This window comes from Flavobacterium haoranii (assembly GCF_009363055.1).
In the GTDB taxonomy this organism is placed as follows: Bacteria; Bacteroidota; Bacteroidia; order Flavobacteriales; family Flavobacteriaceae; genus Flavobacterium; species Flavobacterium haoranii.
This window is the reverse complement of the sequence record NZ_CP045292.1, coordinates 1,936,980-1,963,271: the sequence shown is the minus strand read 5'-3', so window position 1 is coordinate 1,963,271 and position 26,292 is coordinate 1,936,980. Positions and strand designations below refer to the sequence as shown.

Genomic DNA, 26,292 nt, shown 5'->3' with positions numbered 1-26,292 from the left:
GTTGATAACTTAAATTGAATTTCAATTTTATAAAATGTATTTTTGAAGAAAATCTAATCTCTTAAGATTTTTAATTTAACCATTTGGAATTTACTGCGTTATGTATTTAATTTTTGATACCGAAACTACTGGATTGCCTAAGAGCTGGTCGGCTCCAATTACAGATACCGACAACTGGCCACGTTGTATTCAAATTGCTTGGCAATTACACGACGAGATGGGAAATCTTATCGAACATCAAGATTATTTAGTACAACCAGAAGGGTTTAATATTCCTTATGATGCGGAACGAATTCACGGTATTTCAACGGAACTTGCCCAAGAACAAGGAATTGTCTTGTCTGAAGTTTTAGAGAAGTTCAATATTGCCTTATCAAAAGCAAAATATGTTGTTGGACAAAATGTTGGTTTCGATGTCAACATTATGGGTTGTGAATTCCATCGTTTAGGCATTACAACCGACTTGTCGCAATTACCCGTTTTAGATACATGTACCGAAACTACTGCCGAGCTATTAAAATTGCCTGGTGGTCGAGGTGGAAAATTTAAGTTACCTACACTAACCGAATTACATCAGTATCTTTTTAATCAGCCTTTTGCTGAAGCACACAATGCAACTGCCGACGTGGAAGCAACAACGCGTTGTTTTTTAGAGTTAATCAAACGCGAAGTTTTTACAAAAGAAGAACTTGATGTAACACCTGATTATTTTACTCGATTTAGAGAAAACAATCCGAGAGAAATTCAATTAATTGGTTTAAAGCATATCAATTTAAAAGCTGCTTCTGATGAAATTAGACGCAGATTTCAAAAAATTGAGCAGGAAAATCAACAAACGACTGTTTCTGAATCGGATAAAAAAGATTTAGGCTTAGCAAAATTCGCACATTTACATAACCATTCTCAATTTTCGGTTTTACAATCAACCATTTCAATTCCTGGTTTGGTTGCAGCTACTGCAAAACACAAAATGCCAGCTGTAGCATTAACTGACACTGAAAACATGATGGGAGCATTTCACTTCGTGAGTGCAGTAATGAATCATAATAAAGCGGCAAAAGCTAAAAATGAAGCAGCTATTGAAGCTGGGGAAGAACCAACAGAAGTTGAAATAAAACCTATTGTTGGATGCGAATTGTATGTTTGTGATAATCATTTAGATCGAACTAAAAAAGATAATGGTTACCAAATTGTGTTTTTAGCTAAAAATAAAAATGGCTATCACAACTTGGCTAAAATGACCTCCATTGCTTATACCGATGGTTTTTATTATGTGCCAAGGATTGATAGAGCAATTGTTGAGCAATACAAAGAAGACGTGATGATTTTGTCTGGGAATTTATATGGTGAAGTTCCAAGTAAAATATTAAACATCGGTGAAAATCAAGCAGAAGAAGCTTTGCTTTGGTGGAAAGAACAGTTTGGAGAAGATTTCTACTTGGAAATCATGCGACACAATCAAGAAGATGAAAATCGTGTCAACCAAACATTAATTTCTTTTGCAAAAAAACATAATGTAAAGCTAATTGCAACCAACAATACCTATTATCTCGATAAAGAAGATGCAAATGCGCACGATATTTTATTGTGTGTAAAAGATGGTGAAAAACAAGCTACTCCAATTGGTCGTGGTCGTGGTTATCGCTACGGATTACCTAATCAAGAGTATTATTATAAGTCGGAAGAAGAAATGAAACAACTTTTTTCCGATTTACCAGATGCCATTATCAACATTCAAGAAATCATTGATAAAGTAGAAACCTATTCACTTTATCGAGATGTTTTACTTCCAAAATATGATATTCCTGAAGAATTTGTAAATCCAGAAGATGCTGTTGATGGTGGAGTGCGAGGTGAAAACGCCTATTTACGTCATCTTACAATGGAAGGTGCAAAACGAAGATATGGCGAAATTACGCCTGAAATTCAAGAACGATTAGATTTTGAATTATTAACGATTTCAAACTCAGGTTATCCAGGTTATTTCTTAATTGTACAAGATTTCATTGCTGAAGCTCGTAAAATGGATGTTTCAGTTGGTCCTGGTCGTGGTTCAGCAGCAGGTTCAGCAGTTGCCTATTGTTTAGGAATTACAAATATCGACCCAATTAAATACGATTTACTTTTTGAGCGTTTCTTAAATCCTGATCGTGTATCGATGCCCGATATTGATATTGACTTTGATGATGAAGGCCGAAGTAGGGTAATGGATTATGTAATCAATAAATATGGAGCTAATCAGGTAGCACAAATTATTACCTATGGTAAAATGGCTACCAAATCGGCTATTCGTGATACCGCACGTGTACTTGATTTGCCTTTGTTTGAAGCCGACAGAATTGCGAAGTTAATTCCAGGAATGATGCCTTCAAAATGGAATTTGGCTCGTTTTTTAAAAGAAGAAGAAGCAGAAGTTAAAAAAGCACTTCGTTCTGAAGAATTTGATCGCGTTAAAGAATTAATTGAAATTGCAAATTCCGAAGACTTAGCTGGAGAAACTATTCAGCAAGCTAAGGTTTTGGAAGGTTCGCTTCGTAATACTGGAATTCACGCATGTGGTGTAATCATCACGCCTTCTGATATCACCAATTATGTTCCAGTTAGAACAGCAAAAGATTCTGACTTATATGTGACCCAATTTGATAACTCAGTTGCCGAAAGTGCGGGATTACTAAAAATGGACTTCTTGGGTCTGAAGACCCTAACCTTGATTAAAGATACGGTTAAGCTTGTAAAATATCGAACAGGAATTGAACTTGATCCTGATAATTTTCCAATTGACGATAAAGAAACGTATGAGTTGTTCCAGAGAGGAGAAACCGTTGGTATATTCCAATACGAATCACCCGGAATGCAAAAATACATGAAGGAACTAAAGCCTACGGTTTTTGGAGATTTAATTGCGATGAATGCGCTTTATCGACCTGGTCCGTTAGAATATATTCCTTCGTTCATTCGTAGAAAAAACGGTGAAGAACCAATTACTTATGATTTAGATGCTTGTGAAGAATATTTAGCAGAAACCTACGGAATTACGGTTTATCAAGAGCAGGTAATGCTACTTTCTCAAAAATTAGCCGGATTTACAAAAGGTGAAGCCGATGTTTTACGTAAAGCAATGGGTAAGAAGCAAAAAGACGTTTTGGATAAAATGAAACCAAAGTTTGTCGAACAAGCTTCTGCTAAAGGTCATGATGCAACTGTTTTAGAGAAAATTTGGAAAGACTGGGAAGCATTTGCGAGTTATGCCTTCAATAAATCACACTCGACTTGTTATGCTTGGATTGCTTATCAAACAGCTTATTTGAAAGCGCATTATCCTGCAGAATATATGGCGGCTGTTCTTTCTAATAACATGAACGACATCAAGCAAGTTTCGTTCTTTATGGAAGAATGTAAGCGAATGGGATTAAAAGTTTTAGGTCCAGATGTAAACGAATCGTACTACAAATTTACGGTAAATGAAGATTACGCAGTTCGTTTTGGAATGGGAGCGATTAAAGGTGTTGGACAAGGAGCGGTTGATACTATCGTAGAGAATAGAAAAGACGGAAAATATAAATCCATTTTCGATTTAGCGAAAAGAATTGATTTACGAGCGGCCAATAAAAAAGCTTTTGAAAACTTGGCATTAGCAGGAGGTTTTGATGGTTTTGGAGACACACATCGGGCGCAATATTTTCATGATGAGGGTGATGGAATAACTTTCTTGGAAAAGGCTATGCGCTACGGTTCTAAATTTCAAGAAAATGAAAATTCTGCTCAAGTAAGTTTGTTTGGAGATGCTTCTGAAGTTCAAATTCCAGAGCCTGTTGTTCCGCCTTGTGAGGAATGGAGTACTATGGAAAAATTGGCACAAGAAAAAGAAGTTGTCGGAATTTATATTTCGGGTCATCCGCTAGATGATTATAAATATGAAATGAAATATTTCTGTAACACCAAATTAGAGCATTTAAATGACTTAAATTCTTTTATCGGTAAAAATGTTTCAGTTGGTGGAATCATTACTAAAGTTGAGCATCGAACAGCCAAAAATGGAAAAGGTTGGGGAATGTTTACATTAGAAGGTTATGACGAAAGTTATGAATTCAGAATTTTCGGTGAAGAATATTTAAAGTTCCGTCATTTCTTGATTCAAAATAATTTTACTTTTTTAAAATTTGTTGTAAAAGAGGGTTGGGTAAATGCAGAAGGAAAACGAAGCGATCCTAAAATTCAGTTTTTAGATGTAAAAATGCTACAAGATGTTTTACCTTCTTTTGCAAAAAAACTAGTGTTACAATTTAATATTACCGAATTGAGTGAAAATTTGATTCAATCGTTATTCGATTTGTTCCAAAAAGAAAAAGGTGATCATCAAGTTACGATTGAAGTTTTGGAACTTGAAAAAGTAATGAAACAAGTTGTTTCAGAAGCTACGGTTGAAACTTTAGAAACAGAAGATGATGAGGAAAATATTGAAGTTGAGGTGGAACCAATGGTTACTGAAGTGGAACAAGTTCAAGTGGTAACAAAATTAAGTATGCCAAGTCGTAAAATGAAAATTAAAATTTCAAACGAGTTGTTGCAAGAGTTAGAAAATAGACAAATTAACTTTAAATTGAATTAATTGCATCAATTAAAACTATTGTTATATAGCAAAAAGTAATTTAGCTAACATTTTCTATTCAAAATAAATAATTAAATTTGTATTGTAATAAATAAACAAGATTAAACGAAAAGATATGGCATTAGCAATAACAGATGCTACTTTTGAGGAAGTAGTATTAAAGTCAGATAAACCAGTAGTAGTAGATTTTTGGGCAGCTTGGTGTGGTCCATGTAGAATGGTTGGTCCAGTTATCGACGAAATTTCTTCAGAATATGAAGGGAAAGCAGTAGTTGGTAAAGTTGACGTTGATGCGAACCAAGAATTTGCTGCAAAATATGGAGTTCGTAACATTCCTACAGTATTAGTTTTTCAAAATGGAGAAGTAGTAGGAAGACAGGTTGGTGTTGCTCCTAAAAAGACTTACACAGATGCAATTGATGCATTGTTGTAATATGATTTTTTGAAAAAGAAATGAAAAGGATAAACGAAAGTTTGTCCTTTTTTTATGGTTTTAACTTAAACAAAGAATTGGTTTTTAATTATCTTTACGATATGAAGTTAGATTCTCAAATTGAAAAAATATCAAGTTTTCAGCATTTAGAACTTTTAGCAAACCAAATTGTTGAGGGTTTTATTTCAGGAATGCACAAGTCGCCATTTCATGGTTTTTCTGCAGAGTTTGCCGAGCATAAGATTTACAATCCAGGAGAAAGTACCAAACATATCGATTGGAAACTTTTTGCTAAAACCGATAGATTATATACTAAACGCTATGAAGAAGAAACTAATTTGCGTTGTCATTTAATAATCGACAACTCTTCTTCGATGCATTATCCTGAATTAGGTTCAAACCAAGAGTTTTATGAGAATAAAATTGGATTTTCGGTCTTAGCCTCGGCTTGTTTAATGAACTTACTTAAAAAGCAGCGAGATGCAGTTGGTTTAAGCGTGTATTCCGACGAATATGAGTATTATTCACCAGAAAAAGGAAGCGATCGCCACCATCGCATGATTTTAAACAAACTGGAAACGCTTTTAGTTGCTGATAAAACTTCAAAAAAAACAGATACCGTTTCTTTTTTACATCAAATCGCTGAGAATATTCATCGACGCTCAATGGTAATTTTATTTACCGATATGTTTCAAAGTGAAAGCGAAGATAAAATTTTTAAGGCTTTACAACATTTAAAACACAACAAACACAAAGTAGTAGTTTTTCATGTATATGATCAAAAAACCGAATTTTCTTTCGATTTCGATAATGCGCCAAAGAAATTTATTGATCTAGAAACAGGAGAATCAATTAATGTTTTTTCCGATAATTTAAAAAATGACTATGAAAAATCGATTCAAGACTATTTTAGAAAAATAAAAGAATCGTGTTTGCAATATAAAATTCAATATGTACCAGTAGAAATTGGAAAAAATTTTGAAAAAATTTTAATCACCTATTTAGTTGAAAAACAGAATTTTGGTTAAAATAGTAAAAAAAAGTTTAATTTTTTTTGTAAAAATATTTGGAAGATTGAAAAAGCGTTGTATATTTGCACTCGCAATTAAGCACTGGTTTGGTAGTTCAGTTGGTTAGAATACATGCCTGTCACGCATGGGGTCGCGGGTTCGAGTCCCGTCCAGACCGCCAGTAAAAGAGGAAGCCTTTCGAAGAGAAAGGCTTTTTTGCCCTCTTAAAACATTTAAAATAGTTGTGTTGTTTATTCCTGAGAAATCAGGAAAGGTTTAGTAGTTAGACCAATGAAAAGCTGTTCCGTTTTCACGGGAGGGCTTTTTTGTTTTTATGGAGTTTTGTTTCTCAACCTCTAAAGATTATTGATTCTTCATTATCAAATCATTTTTATTTTTTATATTTCCATTTCCTATTATTTTCATTATTCAATAATTTAATGTCAAGGTTTTGAAATATTTATCACTTTTATTAGCTTCTTTATTTTCAATAATTGCATCGGCTCAAACCGAAAATAGTTTGCTTTGGGAAATCTCTAAAGGAAATAATTCTAAAAAATCGTACATCTACGGTACAATGCATGTAAACGATAAGGTCTCTTACCATTTATCTGACGATTTTTTTGAAGCTTTAACCGGAGTTGAGGTTGTCGCAAATGAGAGTGATCCGCAAACGTGGACAGAGCTTTATGAAATGTTCTACAAAAACTTTTCAAACGATTACCAAAAACTTTATGCGAAATTCTATTTAAAACCAATTGCTAAAACTGATTTAAACGATTTGTTTAATACCGATAATACGTATTTCAACAATATGCTGTCGGGAAATAACAGTTTAAATTCCGATTATCAAGAAGACACGGTTCTTGATATGTTTATTTTCCAAGTAGGAAAAAAATTAGGGAAAAGAATTGTAGGTCTCGAAGATGTTATCGATTCTTACATTCCAATATTTAAAATAAATGAGGAGGAAGCTAAGCCAAAAGAAGAGAATAAAGTAATACTTTACAAGTTGCTCAAGAATAAATCGTTTAATGAGGCTTTAAATGACTTGTATCGTGAAAAAAACATTCAGTTGCTCGATTCTATTTACAAATTAACTATTTCTGAGAAAGCACACGATGCAATTATTGTAAGTAGAAATAAAGACATGGCAAATTCTATGGATAAAGTCATGAAAAATAAACAAACCATTTTTGCAGCTGTTGGCGCAGCGCATTTAGCAGGTAAAGATGGAATGCTTGAAATTCTAAAACGTAAAGGTTACACTGTAAAACCTATTAATACTGCATTAACTGATAAAGGGAAAGAATTAAAAAAATCGCTAGAAAACAATTTTCCAAAACCAACTTTAAAAGTTTCGCAGACCAAAGACGGCATTATTTCGTTTCCTGTCAACGAAATGAGTTTTGAAGATAGAAACATTATAGTTTCACCCGATTTTGCCAGTGGAGCTGCTTTAAAGATTAATCGCAAACCGATACACAATTTCTTAAAGAAACATAATTTATTTACTGAGAAAACCTTAGATAGTTTACTTTTCGAGAACATTCCTGGAACCACGTTAAAAAAGGAACTTATTGAAAAAGATAACTACAAATTATTAAGTGTTTCAAATATTACCAAGACAAATAATAACCAACATTATAATTTTTACATCACACCATTAGAAGTAATCTCAATTTCTTTAGTTGGGCCCAAAAATTATGTTGACTTGTATGAAAACTTATTTTTTAATTCTATAAAATTAAAAGAGCTAAGTACAAATTGGTCGAGTTATGCTCCTTCAAATGGAAAATTCACAGTAGAATTGCCAGAATATCATGTAGTGCATTCTAATGACGATTATAGAAATGTTGAAATTGAAGCTTATGATGTTAGCGATAAGAGTTATTATTTCATTTTAGAAAATACTGAATCGGATGTTTCATATTTAGAAGAAACAAATTTTGAGTTACAACAAATTCAAAAGAGTTTTTGTTGCAATATAATGTTACGCCAAATTTTATTAAAAATGGAGTAGAAGTTGAAAGTCAAAGTACACTAGAAAACGGAAATACAATCTATTTAAAAACAAAGGTTATCGGACCAAAATATTATTTGTTGGGTTGTGTAAATGCTTCGACAGATAAAAAAGAACGTTTTTTTAATAGCTTTTTGGCACAAAAGTTTAATTATAGCGAAGAATTAAGATTGTATACCAATAAAGATGTGAATTTCTCTATTTTAATTCCGTTTGAAAGTAATAAAGCACTTTTTTACGATTTAGAGAAAAATGAAGTAGATACTAAAAATATTTTTACCGAAAAAACAAAAACCTACACTTTTAAAAGCGAAAGCGGAACCGATGTTCATTTAGGATTTTTTCAATATAACAAATATGAGTTCCGAGAAAATATTGATTCTATTCGATCAAATATTAGAAGATATTTTTTAAACTCGTTTAATCCAATTGAAGAATTAGCAGAGAATAATTATGATTACGATTATAGCTTAAATTCAATTTTAGGCGGATTAAAAAGTAAAAAAGGATTTCATCCATCAAAATGGTACGAAGAGCTTTACAATTATAAAGAAAACAAAAGTTTGTATTATATAATAGATGAAAATTATAAGAACGATGAACAAACCAAAAGAACAACATTAAACTTTTTAGTCGGTCGCAAAAACTCAGATCAAGCGATTAAAGCAAAGTTATTGCTAAAAGAAGACGAATATGTAATGCTAACTTCTTTAGTTGATAAATCGAACCCAAATAGCGATCAAATGGTAGATGAAGTTTTTGCTTCTATTCAATTAAATGCTCCGCAGCAATTTTCTATATTTTCAGATAAATGGAATGTATTTTTAGAAGATGCAAATAGCGAAAGCGATACGATTCGATATTCGGCTATGAATTCGTTGCGCAATTTGTCAATTAAAGAGCAATATGTTACTAAAGTAATTAAGTTTTTAAATGATTTTGAATTTAAACCAAGTGAAAGTTCGGCTCAAGAACAACTTTTAGAATTATTAGTTAGTAAAAATGATGTAAGAATTGAAAAATTCTTAGAAGATTATTACAAAAGAGAGTCGAGTACAAATGAAACTAAAATAAATATATTAAAATCATTGGCTACGTTAAAAACAAAATCTTCTTACGAGAAAATATTGGAGCTAATGGAGTTTGATTTACCAATTTCTAACAATGAATACGAAATAACTTCGCTGTTTTATAAGTTTGAGCAAGATGTAGAAAACAGTAAAGTGTTGTTGCCAAAAATATTTCAGTTTTATAGCATTCCAGAATATAACGAACCTATTTTAGAATTTAGCGCAGCTGTTGTAGATGAATATCCAAAAGCAGCTAAAAAGTTAAAACCATTTCAAAAAATGATTTTTACGAATGCTAAACTTCAGTACAAAAGATTAAAAAGTTGGAAGGAAAAGCAAAACGCAAAAGAAGATGACGACGAGGATGATTATGATAGTTACGATTATAACGATCCGTCTGGTGAAATGATTCCTTATTTAACGTTGTTGTATAATAATAGTGACCAATCTAAAGTTTCGGAATTTTATGGTAATTTAAACAAGATAGATATTCCAGAAATCAACATCGAATTAATGCGATTAGAAAGTGTAAATAACAAACTTTCGGAAACTGATAAAGCAAAATATTTGGCAAATCCTAAATTGGCATTTTTGTTTATGTTATTAGAGAATAAAACGTTTCATAAATCGAATGATGAAGTAGCAGCATTAGCCTTAGAAAACTTTTATGAGAAAAAGAAAAACGACAGCATTGTGTTTCTTGAAAAGAAAGTAGAAGAGTACAACAATAAAAAAGCTATGTACTATTTTTATAAAATAACAGAGAAAGAACCAAAGCTTTATGAAAATTATTTAATTTCACTAGCTTTTGTAATGAATGACGATAAATTGAACATTAATGCATTTGAATATCTTGGGAAAGAATCTATAAAAGACGATAGTAAATTACAAGAAATATACGAGCGTATTATAAATGAAAGTCTCTTTGAAGACAGACCAAGAACTAATTTTAGAAAAACTATAGAAAACAGCGGAAGTGAATTTTTAGACACTTTTTCTGATTATTAATGAACTATGCAAACAAAAAATCGCTGTGCTTGGTGCGAAAAAGATGATTTGTACCGAGATTATCATGATAACGAATGGGGAAAACCTGTTTATGATGATGCTACCATTTTTGAATTTTTAATATTAGAAACTTTTCAAGCAGGTTTAAGTTGGTACACAGTTTTAGCCAAAAGAGACAATTTTCGAAAAGCTTTTGAAGGTTTCGATGTACAAAAAGTAGCTAATTTTTCAGAAGATAAAATTGTTGCACTTTGTGAAGATGCAGGAATTATTAGAAATAAATTAAAAATAAGAGCAGCCGTTACAAATGCGCAAGCTTTTATAAAAATTCAAGAAGAGCTTGGAAGTTTTTCAAAGTACATTTGGGAATTTGTAGGTGGAAAACCAATAGATAATCAACCAAAAAAATTATCAGATGTTCCTGCAACAACAGAAATTTCAGATAAGTTAAGTAAAGATTTGAAAAAGCGAGGCTTTAAGTTTGTAGGTTCAACAGTAGTTTATGCGCACATGCAAGCTACAGGAATGGTCAACGATCATGTTGAAGATTGTTGGACAAGACAATAAGAATTTTAATAAAATTTAAGAAAAAAGGCTATCAATTTTGATAGCCTTTTTGTTTTTATAAATTGTAAATATAAACTCCTAGTAATACTAATATAATATACAATATTAATAAAATTAATTCGAGTTTATATTTAAAGAGGAACTTCATTAATTCTTAATCAATTTAATTGTTCCGTTAGTATTGTTTTCTTTGCCACTATATCGTAAAATATAAACTCCAGCAGGGAAATTATGAATGTTAATTGTACTTGTTCCAGCATTAACTTCATTATTCATAATAAGTTTTCCAACTACGTCATAAATTTGGATAGAAGTTAATTCAGTTGTTGAAATGTTATATAATCCATTAGATGGATTTGGAAATACTTTAAAATTAGAAATTGTTTCAAAACCTGAATTACTTAAAGTAGTACAAGTGTTTCCGGTTGTTACTGGAGAGCCTGCTGCCCAGTTAGAAGTAGTTCCAGTTAAAGAAAAGTTGTTTAATGTACCATTGTAGCTACCTAATTCATCAGTTAATGTTGTGACAGGAGCATTGTCAGCATTGTCAAATCCTTGATTAAATTTATAATAAGCTAAAATACCATTTTGAGTAGCTTGTAATTCACAATCTTTAGTTACTTGAATATCGGTTTCTGATAATGCAGTATTCCATACTCTAACTTCATCTATAGATCCATTAAAGAATTCTCCACCAAAACCTGAATATCCAACCATATAAGGTTGAGTTGAACTTTGTAAAGCATAAGCAGCTGGAATTGCTCTAGAAGCTACTTCGACACCATTAATATATAATTTTAAAGTAGTGTCATTATAAACCATTGCTACATGTTGCCATGTATTAGCGACAATTGAACCTGCAGGAGATTGTAAAGCATAAGATCCAAATCCTAGGAAAGTTTCTAAGTAATCATTATTAATTCTAAAATTAAATTGTGTTGTAGTAACGTGATTACCGATAATAGTTTTTATTCCTGTTGTGTTTGGAATGTAAATCCAAGCTTCAGCAGTAACAAAGTTTGCACCATTTAAAGCAGTAGTTAATGAATTACCTAAGTTAACACCATCATTTACACCATCAAAATTTAAATGAGTAGCATTCGCATTAACTGTAACTACAATTTCTACTCTTTCACTTTCACAACCATTAGCATTAGTTGAAGCAACCCAATATGAAGTAGATCCTGCCGCAGCAGTAGAAGGAGTTGGAGCAGTTGTAGATCCAGTTCCGCCAGTTGCAGTTGTATACCACATTAATCCAGTTCCGTTTGTTCCAGTAGTTGCAGATAAAGCTGTTGCTGTTTCTCCTTGATTGTAAACAATTGGAGAAGTAGCGGATGCATTTCCAGGCACAACTGAACCTGTTGTAACAGGAGAGCCCGCTAACCAATTTGATGTCGAACCATTCAAAGCAAAATTAGTTAAAGTTCCGTTAGGTCCAGTGGTAGCATTTAAAGTGGTAATTGCTGAATTATCAGCTTGATCTATACCTTGATTGAATTGATAGTACGCAACCAAACCATTTTCTGATCCGTTTAACTCACAATTCATTGAACCTGAAATTTGTTCTGCAGTTCTTGCTAGATTCCAAACTCTTATTTCATCAACACTTCCATTAAAATACTCCGATGCTACTCCTCTGTATCCAATACTAAATTGATTTCCAGTCGTGTTAAATGTCTTTGCTTGTGAAGTCCCTACTTGTACACCATCTAAATATACTTTTAAGGAAGTTCCATCATGTGTAGCAGCAATATGATGCCAATTACCATCATTAATTGTCACATTTGTATTATAGTCGTTGTTTTCAGCAACAAAATTCAATTTTCCTCCTGTTTGATATAAAGCAAATCTATTGTTTGTAGTAAGATTTCCATAAGTCATAATTGCACCGCCACCATTATTTTGAGTAGTTTTAATCCAAGCCTCAATTGTTCTAGAAGTATTTCCAAGAGGAAAATTAACTCCTGTTACAGTTACAGCATCATTTGAACCGTCAAAATTTAAATGTGTTGCTGCTAAACTAACTGTTACAACAACTTCTATTCTTTCACTTTCACAACCATTAGCATTAGTTGAAACAACCCAATATGAAGTAGATCCTGCCGCAGCAGTAGAAGGAGTTGGAGCTGTTGTAGAACCAGTTCCGCCAGTAGAAGTTGTATACCATAAAATATTATTACCTGTTGCAACAAGCGGAGATGCCGATTGACCAACAAAATAATTAACTTGAGTTGTTGATACCACAGGTGCTGTGATAGCAACGTATGATTGAACATTTAAATCATTAATATTAATACATGACTGCCCATCTCTTGCTGCATTGAAAAGATCAGGTTTATTGTCATTATTAAAATCGCTAATCGCGACACCGTTCCAAGAATTTGATAAGACTTGATTACTTAACGTTAATTGACAACCTGAATTTAAAAAATATCTTGTACCGGTACCATTTCTTAAAACTACATCTAACCAAGTATCTCCATTTAAATCAATTATTTTATCAACCGCTCCTACACTAGGCATTGTTATTAAAGAATTTGTACTTACAGGGCCAAAAGTTCCTGTACCATCATTTTTCCATAATCTTAAGCCCCAATTGTTATAGTAATCATAAGCTAAGAAATTTATATCACCATCATTATCCCAATCAGCTAAAAAGCCTTCTCCTGTATAAGTAGGTAAATTTTGAGTATTTGTAAATACACCACTTCCATTGTTCTTAAAGACTCTTCCGTTCCACCCACCTTGTTGACAAAAAACTAAGTCAATATCTCCGTCGTTGTCAATATCACCTGCTACAGACCCTAAATTTGTATACCCATTTAGGTTTTGAATTTCAGTTCCTAGAACAAAACTTGCATTACCTGTAGTTCCATTGTTAAACCAAATTTGATTAACCGTAGTAGAATTAGAAGTTGCATTTAACCATATAATATCTTGTTTGGTATCTCCGTTAAAATCTGCAACTCTAAATGCACCAATAGAGCCTGTAGCTGTAAAAAAAGTGCCTGGTAATTCAGTAAAGACAGCAGATCCGTTGTTGATGAAAATTCTACCTGCAGAACTTACAATATCGATATCACCATCATTGTCCAAATCTTTGGAGATTAAAGAACTCCAAGTTAATCCTGATAAAATTGTAGTTTGAGTAAAATTGTTTGTGCCATCATTTGTAAACAATCGATACACGCCAGACTCATCAAGTACAATAATGTCTTTATCCGTATCACCATCAAAGTCTGCAACTTGAGGTTGGTAAAATCTGTTTTGAGGATTGGTAGTTGTTCCTATACATGTTGAAGTCAAAAACGAATCTGTCTGAGAAAAAGACTTCAAACCTGAGAGTAATAGAATTAATAAAAGGTACTTGTGTTTCATAAAATGAAGTTTTATAGTTATGAAACAAAAATATCTTTTAAAATGAAACAGAAATTTACTTTGGGACGAACTGCAAAAGTTTGTGGACGAATCACAAATTTAGATTGCAATTTCTTGAAAGAGGTAGTTCAAAATTGTCAATTAAGATAGAATTTGAGTTCTTTTTTGTTACTTTAGTTTTATTGATAACGAAAGAGCGGTGGATTTTACAGAAGATATTTGGGTTTAAATCTTTGTAAAAATTATCGAGTGTATTTCTTACAGTATATTTTTTATCATCAGTTTGAATATCAATATAATTCTTGTCGCTTTTTATGAATAGAATGTTGTTGTATTGTAATTTTATTTCGCTAAAGCCATCTTTTATAATTACAAAATCAGGCTCTAAAGTTTTTTTTGCTACTTGTATTGCAGCAAGTAAATCGATACTTTTTATAGGTTTTGTTAAATAAGCGACCGGATTAATATCTAATGCTTTTTCTGATGTTGACATTTCATTTTGTCCTGTTATAAATATCACTTTTTCTTTTTCAACATTTGTTTTAGCCCATTCAATACCTGTATCTGGTCCTTCTACATTAATATCTAATAAAATAATGTCGGCTTTTTCTTGAGTTAGTTTATCAGTAGCGTCTTTTAATTTATGGGAAAGTACAACATTATTATAGTTGCAATCATTTAAAATTCCTTTTATATGATATGCTATTAAAACTTGATCTTCAACTATTAAAATTTTGGGCATAATTTAAATTAGTTTTTTTTCAAAAATTAGACAAAATCCTTGCGTTGTTGTAATTTGATGAACGGCATCTAATTGTAAACACAATTGATGAATTAGTTTCGGTTCTATAAATTTACCAATGGCTTTTTTTCCATTATCGCAATATTTAAAGTTTAGAATATCTTCTTTAGAATCTATAGTAAGGCTAATATTTTTTTCTTGATTTTCTTCAAATGCGTGTTTAACAGAATTTATTATAAGTTCAGTAACTAAAAGTCCAATATACATTGCAGTATCAGAGTTTATTTCAACGAAGCTAATTTCAAAATCTATTGTTATTTTTTTCTCTTCAGAAATCTCATCAAAATTAGTTTTAATTTCTTCTAAATATTTTTTTAAATTAATACTAGTTTTATTTTTAGTTTGATATAGATGTCGGTGAAGTAAAGCAATCGTGTCTACTTTTGATAATAATTTTAAAAAATCATTTTTATGCTCTTCACTTTGTTTCTTTTTTACGGCATCTGAAATTAATAGTGAAATTAGTTGTAAGTTGTTGTTTACACGATGATTAGTTTCGCTAATTAAAAATTCGTTTTCTTGAGCATAGTTTTTTAATTGTTTATTTATGATGCTAACTTTTTTTAAGTGGTAAATTAAAAACAAAAAGCCAAAAACAAAAAAAGTAATGATAATGACTAATAGAATTTGACTCTTCTTTATTTCATTGATAGTTTGTTTAGAAATTGGTTGTTTATTTTCTTGAAAAAATGAATCATCTTTTGAATGAAATGTTTCTAAAAACTTATTGTTGGAAGAAAAAACATACGTAGTATTTAAAAATAATATTACGTAAAAAATAATTAAAAAGGTTTTCAGAAACACTTTCATAAATCATTAATTTTTATTTGATTTTAAATAGAGATATTCTTTAAAAATAAAAATCTGAAAAATGATGTAAAAAAGAATATTAAAAATCCAAATATCAATAAAAGGATCTTCGAGTAATACTAGTTCCAAATTTCCCACTGAAAAAATGGTAACACTACACGCAAAATATAATATTAAACCAATTGAAAAATTAAAGTATTTATGTTCTGTTGATAAATTTGAAATTATATAATAAAGTGCATAAAAATTAAAATTATAGAAATTCAAATTATTTCGTACACATTAAATTCCCAAAAAGACGTTGGAGTTTTAGCATACATAAAAATTAAAATCAACGTTTGTATAATTAAGGTTATAAATATAATTTTTTAAAAATTGCATTTGTAATTAAATTTTTAAACAATATTGATAAAAATAATAGCTGGAAGTAAAAGTAAAAATGTGAAATAAAAAAATTATTTCCAAAGGATAAAAAACCAATTAAGTGACATAAAATTTCAACAATACAAAGGGAAAATAAATATCCTAAAAAGGTTTTTTCGGTTTTTTTACGAACTATTTTATTTTTTAAAAACAAAAAAGTATTTAGTATTAAAAAAAACAACCCTAGTAAGCTTAAACAGAATTCAAGTATATCTTTCATGTTGATTTTAGGGCTTTTTAATTTGGGAACTTCTTTTAAATTTTTAAAAAATGCTATTATAAATAAGAAATATTAAGTAAAAATAATAATTTATTCTAATTTTTTAATTTAAATATTCAATTCAATAAAATACTCATAAAATCCTCACGATCAATTTCGACACAACCAAGTGAGGCTAAATGTTCGTTGTAAACTTGGCAATCTAGTAATTTGTAATTTGCTAATTCTAACTGTTTTGCTAAATGAATGAAAGCAACTTTACTGGCATTAGAAACTTTTGAAAACATACTTTCGCCACAAAAAACATGTCCTAAATCGATTCCGTATAAACCACCAACCAATTCATCATTTTGCCAAACTTCGACACTTTTTGCCAAGCCAAGTTCGTTTAGTTTGCAATAAGCTTCAACCATTTCATCAGTAATCCAAGTGCCAGGTTGATCTTTTCGAGTGATTTTCTTACAATTAGAAATAACGTCTCTAAAGGCAGTATTAAAAGTAACTTTAAATTTTTGCTGATTTAATACATTTCGCATGCTTTTCGAGATTTTTAAATCTTCAAAAAACAAAACCATTCGTTCTTCCGGGCACCACCATAAAATAGGTTCATCATCATTAAACCAAGGGAAAATTCCATTTTGGTAGGCTAATGCTAATCGTTGAGGAGATAAATCGCCACCAATAGCAATTATACCTTCAGGAGAAGTTTCAGAAAAATGTGGAAAATATAATTCTTGGGTTAGGAAATACATTTTTTGAGAGAAAAGATTAAAGAAAAAAGATTAAAGAAAAAAGAGAAAAGAAAAAACCATTCTTACTTAATTCTGAATGGTTTCTTTCTTCTTGTCTCTTTCTTCTATTTTCTGTTAGAATGGTAAATCGTCGTGTTCTTCTTCATTAAAGTTTGTTGCAGGTTCAAATGCATCAGAAGGCGGCATAGCTGGCATTTGATGTGATGATGCAGCAGGAGCTTCAGTTTGTAAACGCTCCACCCTCCATCCTTGAATAGAATTAAAATATCTTGTTTCTCCTTGAGGATTTGTCCATTCTCTTCCTCTTAAATTAATAGAAACTCTAACTGGTTCACCAACATTGTATTGATTTAACAAATCGGTTTTATCTTGTGTAAACTCAACTAATATATGTTGCGGATATTGCTCTTCTGTTGTAACAACAACTTCTCTTTTTTTGAAACTAGCACTAATTTGCTGAACGTCTCCAATCATTTTTATTCTTCCTGTAACTTCCATTTTTAAAATTTTATCGTTTTGCTAATAATACTTTCCAAGCTTTTAATACTTCGTTTTTGTCTAATAAATCTTTTGCTAATTGGTTTTTCTTTTGCTCATCGTCTGAACTTAAAACTGCTTTTACAGCAAAATCTTCTTTTACAAAGGTAGTAATTTCTTCTTCAGTTGGTATGGCTTCAATATTGCCTAATTTTCCTAAATCGTTTCCATTAAAAATAGGACTTTCTTTTACAAAATCAGGAATATTATCAACACCAATTCCTAATGTGGTTAGTGGTTTTTCAACTTCAAACAAACCTGCGTTTGCTCTACTGTACCAATTGCCACCGCAACGCGCAACTAAATCTATTTTATGTTGATCAATTACACCTTCTTCATTAAGAACTTCTTCACTAACATGAATTTTAACTACTTCGCAAATAATTAAATTTCCTGCTCCACCTTGGTCTCCTAATGCAATTATATCATTTACTTTACATTCAAACTGAACTGGACTTTCAGCTACTCTAAACGGTTTAACTACATCTGATTTTAACATATTTAAACCAGATTTTTCAAATTCGTTTACACCATCAGGATATTCAGTACTCGATAATGACATTTGTTGTACGATGTCATAATTTACTACATTAATAACAACTTCTTTTGTGTTTTGAGCATTAATTAAAGTGTGCTTAATAGTATTGTTTCTCACTCTTCTAGCGGGAGAAAAAACTAAAATAGGTGGATTTGAACTAAATACATTGAAAAAGCTAAATGGCGATAAATTTGGATTTCCATTTTCATCAATTGTACTCGCAAATGCAATAGGTCTAGGTGCAATGGCGCCTTGTAAATAACCTTGAACTTTTGCTGGAGAAATTTCTTTTGGATCTATCGATAACATAAAATGTATGTTTTTTACAAAGATAAAAATTTGAAGCGAATCGAAATGCAACTTTTGTATTCCTTTTTCCCGCTGTTCGTGCAACATGGTTGCTAACTTCCATCGGGGCTATAATGCTGTGTTGTGTAACTTTTGCCTTTTGCCTTTTTACTTCTTACTTAATTTACTATTTTTACTAATAAATGTTTTTTATGCAGTTTTCTGACAAGCGAAATATTACCCGCTGGTTTATTATTTTATCTTCTTTTTTTATAGTTATTCTAATTGTTTGGAATACCTATAACTTTTTCCAAATTTTTAAAAATGAAGAACGTGTAAAAATGGAACTTTGGGCAACTGCTCAAAAAACTTTAGCAAATGCAAATGAATTTACTGATGTAGAATTACCTTTTCAGTTGATAAGTACTAACACTAGTATTCCAATGATATTAACGAATAAAAATGATAGTATCATTAATTTCAATAATATTGCCGATGAAATTGCACAAAACCCCAAGGAATTAAAAAAGTTGTTTAAATCTATTAAATCGGACAACACACCCATTAAAATGGAACTTTCCGAAGAAGAGTTTCAATATATTTATTATGGAAATTCTCCTTTGTTGAACAAGTTGAAATATTATCCTATTGCACTTTTATTGATAATTATTCTTTTTGCTGCTGTTGTTTATAATTTTTACCGAGCAACAAAAATGGCTACTCAAAACAAGCTTTGGGCTGGTATGGCAAAAGAAACTGCACATCAAATTGGAACACCTTTGTCTTCTTTAATTGGTTGGTTAGAAATTCTTAAAACTGAAAATGTTGAAGAAACTACAATTGCTGAAATTGAAAAAGACATCAATCGTTTGCAAATTATTACAGATAGATTTTCGAAAATTGGTAGTGAACCCGTTTTAGAAAAATTAAATATTGTAGAAGAAACTAGAACTTCCTTTGAATATTTAAAAGCAAGAACTTCTAAACAGGTCGATTTTTCATTTACTGCACCAGAACATCCTATTTTTGTTGAAATTAATCATGCACTGCATAGTTGGACTATAGAAAATTTAGTAAAGAATGCTATAGATGCTATGAAAGGTAAAGGTGTTTTAAAAATTGTAGTAGAAGAAATTGAAGACACTGTAAAAATTAAAATTACAGATACTGGTAAAGGGTTGTCTAAAAAACAATTTACTCAAGTTTTGAACCAGGCTATACTACTAAAAAGAGAGGTTGGGGCTTGGTCTTTCATTAACAAAAAGGATAGTTGAAGATTACCACAAGGGAAAAATAAAAGTAGAAAGTTCTGAAATAGGGAAGGGAACCACGATGCAAATTTCTCTTAAAAAGACATATTAATAAAAAATCCCAACTTTAAGCTGGGATTTTTTTATTATAAATTCGATGCAATTTCTTTTGCAATACTCTCAAACTCTTCTTTTGTAAGACTAGCTTTTCTTTGAAAACGCATATCGTCCATATCGTGAAGCGGAATTAAATGTACGTGAACATGTGGTACTTCTAAACCTACAACGGCAACACCAACTCTTTTGCACGCTATAGTTTTTTCAATTGCTTTAGCAACTTTTCTAGAAAAAGCCATTAAACCCATATAATGCTCTTCTTCCATGTCGAATATTTTGTTAATCTCTTGTTTAGGAATACATAATGTATGTCCTTTTGCATTTGGATTAACATCTAAAAAAGCCAAATAATTATCGTCTTCAGCAATTTTATAACAAGGAATTTCCCCGTTTACAATTTTTGTAAAAATACTAGCCATGACTAAGAGGATTAATCGCGAGTGATTTCTAAAATTTCAAAATTCATAGTGCCATTAGGAACTTTAACTTCGGCAATTTCGCCCACTTTTTTCCCTAATAAACCTTTTCCAATAGGTGAGGTAACTGAAATTTTTCCAGTTTTTAAATCGGCTTCACTTTCAGCAACCAAAGTATACTTCATTTCCATTCCATTTACTTGGTTTTTTATTTTTACAGTAGATAAGACTAATACTTTAGAAGTATCTAATTGAGATTCGTCAATTAAACGAGCATTTGCAACTACTTCTTCCATTTTAGAAATTTTCATTTCTAATAATCCTTGTGCTTCTTTCGCAGCATCGTATTCTGCGTTTTCAGATAAATCTCCTTTATCGCGTGCATCAGCAATAGCTTGAGAAGCTTTAGGACGCTCAACAGCTTTTAAATGTTCTAATTCGTCTTTTAATTTTTTTAAACCTTCTGCTGTGTAATAAGATACTTTACTCATAACTTCATCGTTTATATAAATAGAAAGAATCCCACAAAAAATGGGATTCCTTTCAACAAATATACTAATTTTTTAATTATTAATTGTTAAACTTTGGTTCCACAAATATAATTAAATTATTTTTGAATGATGATAAATAAAAAGCCATGAAGAAAATATTGACCTTTAGTGTTTTGATGATTTTAGTGATGTCTTGTTCGCAAGATTCTGTTAGAAATAATAATCCTTATTTACCAACTTATAGATTTCAATCGAGTCCAATTAATTTAAGTTTGCCATTGTATCAAAACTTATTAAATGCAGGTAATCCTATAGAATATTATGAAGCTGGAGTTGGAATTCAGGGCAAAGTATTTATTATGAATACTGGCAGTAATGTTTTTATTGCATTTGATGCTGTTTGTCCAAACCAAGAAATTAGCGGTTGTTCAACTATGGATTTAGTAGGAATTAAAGCAGAATGTCCTTGTGATGATGCTCAATACAGTTTGTTTACAGGGCAGTCGCCAGAAATGCAATATCCTATGTTGCAATATAGGGTTGAGGTCTTAAGTAGTACGTCAATTAGAGTATACAATTAAATAAAAAAGCTATCCAATTGGATAGCTTTTTTTAACTACTAAAATTTGAGTGTAACACCAGCTAAAAAGTTGATGCCAGCCTGTGGATATAATCCTTTTCCTTGATAAGTAATGATGCTTCCAGAAGAATCATCATCATAAGTGTAAAAATATCCGTTTGATTCGTATTTTCTGTCGAAAACATTGTTTACTAATCCAGAGAATAAGATTGATTTAATTCCCTTGTTTAGTTTAAGTTCATAAGAAGCATTAAAATCTACTATCGAATAATCTGGTAATTTTGAATATTCAGAATCAATATTTCCCATGTATTGTTCGCCAACAAATTTTCCTAAAAGAGATAGTTGCATTCCTTTAATCGGTAACACATTAATAGCACCCGAAGAAACAATATTAGGAGAATATGCAATATTAGTATTTCCTAAATCTTCAAGAATTCCATCTCTTTGAAAGTAGAAGTCAATATTTTTATTTTCACTTAAAGTTACATTTGCTTGTAAATTTAACTTGTCAGTAACTTTATAAACCGATTCAACTTCTAGACCTAAACGGTAACTTTCTCCTGAGTTTGTAAATACTGGAGCACCTACATCATTTAATGAACCAGTTAAAACTAATTGATCAATGTAATACATAAAGAATCCATTTGTATGAATTCTTAATTTTGAGTTATTGTATTTCCAGCCTAGCTCAAGATCATATAAACGTTCTGGTTTGTTGGCACCGCTTTCATAATCATCGCGTCTTGGTTCTTTATTGGCAATACCGGCAAAACCATAAAAAGAATTTTCATTGTTTAGTTCATAATTTACCCCAACTTTTGGATTAAAGAAACGGAAAGTATCATTAACATCGCTAAACTTTGTACTGTTGGCTTGGTAAAATACCATTCTATATTGTAAATCAGCAAATACATTTAGTTTCCCAAATTGTTGCGAACCTTTTATGTAAACGTTCACATCGTCTTTATTGCCAAAATTGTCATAATAACGATTTGTTTGAGGTATGTAATTTGGTGTCCAAACAACTTCTCCAAAATGTGTTCCTAAATAGCGATTTATAGCACCACCAAATAAAACATCGGTTTTTGAGTTCTATAGTTAATTGAAAAAGTTGTACCAAAGAAATCGTTGTCTAACCATCTTTTTCTAACCAAGTCAGAAATAGAATTTCCTTCAAAAGCAGGTAAATTATATTCGGTTAAATCTTCATCCTCTTTATATTGCTTAAAATAACCACTGCCTTTTGTGTAATGAAGTGCTAGGTTAGAATTCCATTTTTCGCTCCATTTTTCGCTCCAATGTAATTGGAAGTGATTTTGCCAATAATTATCGGTTTCATCATTGTAAAATTTCATAGTTCCATTTTCGTCAAAATAAATTCCAGCATAGTTAAATGTTCTGTCGTGTTCTAATAAATAAGGGTCTTCTAATCCGTACCAAGCTTGGTAAGTTTTTTCTTTTCCACCAAAAGCAATTAATTTAATTAAAGTAGATTCTTTTACATAATTTACATTAAATAAATAACCAAACATATCAGATGTGGCGCGATCAATATATCCATCAGAATGAATTTGTGAAACTCTTCCGTTGAATTCGAAATTGTTATGTAATCCTGTGCCAAAAGAAATAGTGTGTTTTCTAGTGTTAAAACTTCCGATAGAATTTGCAACTTCAGCATGAGCTTTTTCTTGGTAAGATTTCATTTGCATGTTTAAACTAGCACCAAATGCACCAGCACCATTTGTAGAAGTTCCTACACCTCTTTGTAACTGAACACTTTCAAGTGATGAAGCAAAATCGGGTAGGTTTACAAAAAATGTACCTTGACTTTCACTATCGTTGAAAGGAATTCCGTTTAAAGTAACATTAATTCGAGAACCATCAGAACCTCTAACTCTCATGTAAGTATAACCTACACCATTACCAGCATCTGTTGTAGTAACTACCGATGGAAGATAATTTAAAAGGACTGGAATGTCTTGTCCCAAGTTTCTTGTTTCAATTTCTTCAGCTTTAACGTTTGTAAAAGTAATAGGATTTTTGTCTTTTGCTCTAATTGCTGAAAGTGTTACTTCGTTTAATTGGTTCACTTTTAAAGTGTCTGTTTCTTTTTCTTGAGCAAATGAGGCAATAGGCAATAGGCAATAGGCAATAGGTAAAAAATTCTTTAAACTTTTTACTTTTAAATTTTGACTTTTGTTTTTGAATAAAGTTTTCATTCGTAAAAAATTATACGAATAAAAGGGGCAATTATTCCAATTGTTAATAAAAATATAGATGTTTAAACGCTAGTTGATGTGCACTACAACTATTGTTCTTTTCCTTGGCAGCATTACCTGCCCAGGTTCTATGGGTATGATCTCAGCTCGTTTATTTAGAGCACCCCTTTGAGAACGGTTGCAAAGATAAAATAAAGTTAGGATTTAGAAATCAGAATTTAGAAAATTTTTAAAAATTTGGTTTTTTTCTATTTTCTTTTACTTCAGATGATTTCTTTTTTTCTTGAAGTCGTTTTTCTTTAACGGCCTTAGGTACTTTAGTTTCTTTTCTTTTTTTGGCTTTTTTAGGCTTTTTGTTAAAAGTTCAAAAAAACGTTTTATAACAATTTCTTTGTTTTTAATTTGGCTTCTGTCTTCATCTGAAGCAAGTTGTAAAATACCTTCTTGTGAAATTCTATTTACAAGTTTTTCATTTACAATATTTTTTTCGTCATCATTTAATCCAGAAGAGTTATTAATATCATAAAACAAAATTACTTTAGATGAAACTTTATTTACATTTTGTCCGCCTGCACCACTACTTCTAACGGCTTTAAATTGAAGTTCAGTTTCAATAATTTCACGATTCATAATAAGGTTGGTGCGATGATTTTAATAAATCGTTTATAGTTTTAACTGGATTAAAAGTTACTAATGGCACTTCTACAAAAATGGTGTTCCAATGAGCCATTGCGCCGTTCCAAAGCCCGGGTAACTCGTAAGCTTTTATAGGCTTGCCGTCTTTGTTTTTATTTACAACAAACCCAGCGTTATGATCTATAAAATTTGTGAGATCAAATTTTTCTCCTTTGTAGTTTTTTAAACCGCAAACAATATCTACAGGATTGAAATGTGTTAAAGCATTAACAACTGCAATTTGTTTAGGATTATCTAGATCTACTTGCGAACTTTCTACAATTTGTAGTGATTCGGAACCATCTTCATGTTTTACCCAAAAAGGTCCGCCGCCAGGTTCGCCTTCATTTTTAACCATACCACATACTCTTATTGGGCGATTAAGAATTTCTTTTAAAGCCTGAATTTGATAATCTTTTTGAAATTTATAGAAGTTTGATGAAACGGGGCGGTTTAATTTTTCGCAACAAAATTTAATAATTTCATTTATAATTTCACTTGAAAGAGCTTCAGGATTATCTAATAATTCTTGATATTTGAAAACTTGCTTTTGGGTTTCAATTAAAATTCCGCCTAATAATTTTTTATAATGAATATTCTCTTTTATAGCATTATGAGAAACATTATCGATGTTTTTTATATACACGATGTCTGCTTGTATCTCATTTAAGTTTTCTATAAGTGCTCCATGTCCACCTGGTCGAAAGAAAAGTTTTCCGTTTTCTAAGCGAAATAATCTGTTGTCAGGATGAACAGATAAGGTGTCGGTAGTTTCACTTTGATAAGAATAGCTCAAGGCCACATCAGGAAATTGGTTAGCGATTTCTTCAAATAAAAACTGATGCTCTTTAGAAATAGTAAAGTGAATTGAAGTTTTTTCGTTTGCTTTTTGGTAAAAAACAGACTCGTTAATGTGTTCTTCAATTGGTGTTACTTGACTTCCGTTTTTTGAATGAAAAGGAAGAACAGCTTTTGGTTTGTTACTGAAATTAAATTTTGGATTTTGTAACATGGTTTTTATAATCCAATATTCTCTTTCATCTGCCTTTTTTTCGTTAAAATTTGAAACCGATTTTTTTGTAGTTTCTATTAAATCTCTGTAAAAAGGAAAATTTCGAAGTCCAACCATAAAAATGGCCAATTCTATACATTTAGTTCTGTTTATGTAAGCATTAATAGTTTCTTTACCAAGATTAAAATCATTGATAAATTCTACTAAAAACTTAAACATTCTACTAGCTGCACCAGAAGCTGGAACAAATTTTGTGATGTTATAATGCTCTTTTTCTTGATCGAAAAGTTCAATGTATTTTTCTTCTTCAGAAGAATTTAAAAGTTGAATGCCATCATTTATGGTAGCAGGACGAACTAAATTTATTTTGGTAATACCTTCCTTTAAGAAGTGTAATTGTTTAATAACTCTTTGTAAAGGAATATTTCTTTCGTCGAATAATTGTAAATCTAAGGCTGTAAAATTCTCTTCCATTCTTTATATCCATAATAAGCGAGTATAGTAAATACAATGTATTGCAAGCTTGTTAAAGTGTATCCTTTTAAAAAATATAAAGGAATAGATATAAAATCTGCAATAATCCATACGATCCAGTTTTCAATTTTTCGTTGTGCCATAAGCCACATTCCAACAAAAAATAAACCAGTGGTAAATGTATCTACATATGCCGTCCAAGAGGTAAATTTATCAAAATAAATGTAAATTATGATAACAAATAGTGTTGTTAATGTAAATAAAACGATACTTTTTTTAAATTCTTGGGTATTCATAGTGGCAATAGGGTACTCTAAATCATCATTTTTTCTTTTGGACCATAGAATCCAACCATAAATACTCATGATTGTATAATAAATATTGATGAGAAAATCGCCAATAAGACTCCATTGAAATAACAAGTAAACAAAAATTAAAGTACTAATAATGCCTGTAGGGTAAACTAAAATATTATTAACTCGAGCAAATAAAACACTTATTAATCCAAACAAAACGGCAATAATTTCTAACCAAATAGAAAATGCATCATAAGTTTTATATTGGCTAAACAATAGATCCCACAT

At 30.9% G+C, this 26,292-nt stretch carries 20 protein-coding genes, 1 tRNA gene and 1 pseudogene; 9 read left to right on the top strand and 13 right to left on the bottom strand.

The features are described from left to right. Window positions 1-100 precede the first annotated feature (100 nt). From dnaE to GCU34_RS09350, 7 genes are all read left to right on the top strand, one after another. A complete protein-coding gene (dnaE, locus tag GCU34_RS09380) occupies window positions 101-4,609 on the top strand; it encodes a DNA polymerase III subunit alpha (protein WP_072782979.1) in 4,509 nt (1,502 codons plus the stop codon). A 115-nt stretch (window positions 4,610-4,724) separates the two neighbouring features. Further along, window positions 4,725-5,042, top strand: a complete 318-nt coding sequence (gene trxA, locus GCU34_RS09375; RefSeq protein WP_014389486.1) for a thioredoxin — start codon at window positions 4,725-4,727, stop codon at window positions 5,040-5,042. A 101-nt stretch (window positions 5,043-5,143) separates the two neighbouring features. Continuing rightward, window positions 5,144-6,070: a DUF58 domain-containing protein gene (locus GCU34_RS09370; RefSeq protein ID WP_072783414.1), complete on the top strand. Its 927-nt coding sequence runs from the start codon at window positions 5,144-5,146 to the stop codon at window positions 6,068-6,070. Between the two features lie 86 nt (window positions 6,071-6,156). Beyond that, window positions 6,157-6,233, top strand: a tRNA-Asp gene (locus GCU34_RS09365). Between the two features lie 270 nt (window positions 6,234-6,503). Beyond that, complete coding sequence (locus tag GCU34_RS09360; RefSeq protein WP_152378435.1) at window positions 6,504-8,075, top strand: TraB/GumN family protein; 1,572 nt, start codon at window positions 6,504-6,506, stop codon at window positions 8,073-8,075. After that, the gene (locus tag GCU34_RS09355) at window positions 8,033-10,153 is read left to right on the top strand and encodes a hypothetical protein (protein ID WP_152378434.1); all 2,121 of its coding nucleotides are present in this window, start codon (window positions 8,033-8,035) and stop codon (window positions 10,151-10,153) included. Before GCU34_RS09360 ends, GCU34_RS09355 begins: the two co-directional genes overlap by 43 nt. Before the next feature lie 6 nt (window positions 10,154-10,159). Then, window positions 10,160-10,720 (top strand): DNA-3-methyladenine glycosylase I, encoded by a 561-nt coding sequence (locus GCU34_RS09350; protein WP_072782983.1) that lies wholly within the window; start codon window positions 10,160-10,162, stop codon window positions 10,718-10,720. Between the two features lie 147 nt (window positions 10,721-10,867). Here GCU34_RS09350 and GCU34_RS09345 read toward each other — a convergent pair whose 3' ends face one another. The 6 genes from GCU34_RS09345 to GCU34_RS09320 form a co-directional block, all read right to left on the bottom strand. Further along, window positions 10,868-14,101 (bottom strand): LamG-like jellyroll fold domain-containing protein, encoded by a 3,234-nt coding sequence (locus GCU34_RS09345; protein WP_072782985.1) that lies wholly within the window; start codon window positions 14,099-14,101, stop codon window positions 10,868-10,870. A gap of 91 nt (window positions 14,102-14,192) precedes the next feature. After that, window positions 14,193-14,843, bottom strand: a complete 651-nt coding sequence (locus tag GCU34_RS09340; RefSeq protein ID WP_072782987.1) for a LytR/AlgR family response regulator transcription factor — start codon at window positions 14,841-14,843, stop codon at window positions 14,193-14,195. A 3-nt stretch (window positions 14,844-14,846) separates the two neighbouring features. Then, the gene (locus GCU34_RS09335) at window positions 14,847-15,713 is read right to left on the bottom strand and encodes a sensor histidine kinase (protein ID WP_072782989.1); all 867 of its coding nucleotides are present in this window, start codon (window positions 15,711-15,713) and stop codon (window positions 14,847-14,849) included. Between the two features lie 759 nt (window positions 15,714-16,472). Continuing rightward, window positions 16,473-17,108 carry a leucyl/phenylalanyl-tRNA--protein transferase gene (gene aat, locus GCU34_RS09330; RefSeq protein ID WP_072782993.1) on the bottom strand — a complete coding sequence of 212 codons (636 nt, stop codon included), beginning with the start codon at window positions 17,106-17,108 and terminating at the stop codon, window positions 16,473-16,475. A 114-nt stretch (window positions 17,109-17,222) separates the two neighbouring features. Beyond that, complete coding sequence (locus GCU34_RS09325; RefSeq protein ID WP_072782995.1) at window positions 17,223-17,606, bottom strand: DUF3127 domain-containing protein; 384 nt, start codon at window positions 17,604-17,606, stop codon at window positions 17,223-17,225. Between the two features lie 10 nt (window positions 17,607-17,616). After that, window positions 17,617-18,492, bottom strand: coding sequence for a flavin reductase family protein (locus GCU34_RS09320; RefSeq protein WP_072782997.1), 876 nt, complete (start codon window positions 18,490-18,492; stop codon window positions 17,617-17,619). Between the two features lie 191 nt (window positions 18,493-18,683). On the opposite strand from GCU34_RS09320, the pseudogene GCU34_RS09315 reads away from it, so the two are divergent. Continuing rightward, window positions 18,684-19,833, top strand: a pseudogene (locus GCU34_RS09315) (sensor histidine kinase). A 34-nt stretch (window positions 19,834-19,867) separates the two neighbouring features. Here the strand turns inward: GCU34_RS09315 and GCU34_RS09310 are convergent. Both GCU34_RS09310 and greA read right to left on the bottom strand, forming a co-directional pair. Beyond that, on the bottom strand, window positions 19,868-20,257 hold the full coding sequence (locus GCU34_RS09310; RefSeq protein WP_072782999.1) for an HIT family protein: 390 nt from the start codon (window positions 20,255-20,257) through the stop codon (window positions 19,868-19,870). 11 nt (window positions 20,258-20,268) lie between these two features. After that, window positions 20,269-20,745 carry a transcription elongation factor GreA gene (greA, locus tag GCU34_RS09305; protein ID WP_072783001.1) on the bottom strand — a complete coding sequence of 159 codons (477 nt, stop codon included), beginning with the start codon at window positions 20,743-20,745 and terminating at the stop codon, window positions 20,269-20,271. Between the two features lie 146 nt (window positions 20,746-20,891). Here greA and GCU34_RS09300 point away from each other — a divergent pair, with 146 nt between their 5' ends. Beyond that, window positions 20,892-21,326, top strand: a complete 435-nt coding sequence (locus GCU34_RS09300; protein ID WP_072783003.1) for a Rieske (2Fe-2S) protein — start codon at window positions 20,892-20,894, stop codon at window positions 21,324-21,326. A 38-nt stretch (window positions 21,327-21,364) separates the two neighbouring features. Here the strand turns inward: GCU34_RS09300 and GCU34_RS14260 are convergent, their stop codons facing one another. From GCU34_RS14260 to pnuC, 5 genes are all read right to left on the bottom strand, one after another. Further along, on the bottom strand, window positions 21,365-22,387 hold the full coding sequence (locus GCU34_RS14260) for a TonB-dependent receptor domain-containing protein (protein WP_394367536.1): 1,023 nt from the start codon (window positions 22,385-22,387) through the stop codon (window positions 21,365-21,367). Next, window positions 22,384-23,547, bottom strand: coding sequence for a TonB-dependent receptor (locus GCU34_RS14255; protein ID WP_317162506.1), 1,164 nt, complete (start codon window positions 23,545-23,547; stop codon window positions 22,384-22,386). The genes GCU34_RS14260 and GCU34_RS14255 overlap by 4 nt, the downstream gene beginning before the upstream one ends. 258 nt (window positions 23,548-23,805) lie before the next feature. After that, window positions 23,806-24,177, bottom strand: coding sequence for a peptide chain release factor-like protein (locus GCU34_RS09290; protein WP_317162505.1), 372 nt, complete (start codon window positions 24,175-24,177; stop codon window positions 23,806-23,808). After that, the gene (locus GCU34_RS09285; RefSeq protein ID WP_072783009.1) at window positions 24,167-25,708 is read right to left on the bottom strand and encodes a DUF4301 family protein; all 1,542 of its coding nucleotides are present in this window, start codon (window positions 25,706-25,708) and stop codon (window positions 24,167-24,169) included. Before GCU34_RS09285 ends, GCU34_RS09290 begins: the two co-directional genes overlap by 11 nt. Beyond that, window positions 25,684-26,292, bottom strand: a complete 609-nt coding sequence (gene pnuC / locus GCU34_RS09280) for a nicotinamide riboside transporter PnuC (protein WP_072783011.1) — start codon at window positions 26,290-26,292, stop codon at window positions 25,684-25,686. Before pnuC ends, GCU34_RS09285 begins: the two co-directional genes overlap by 25 nt.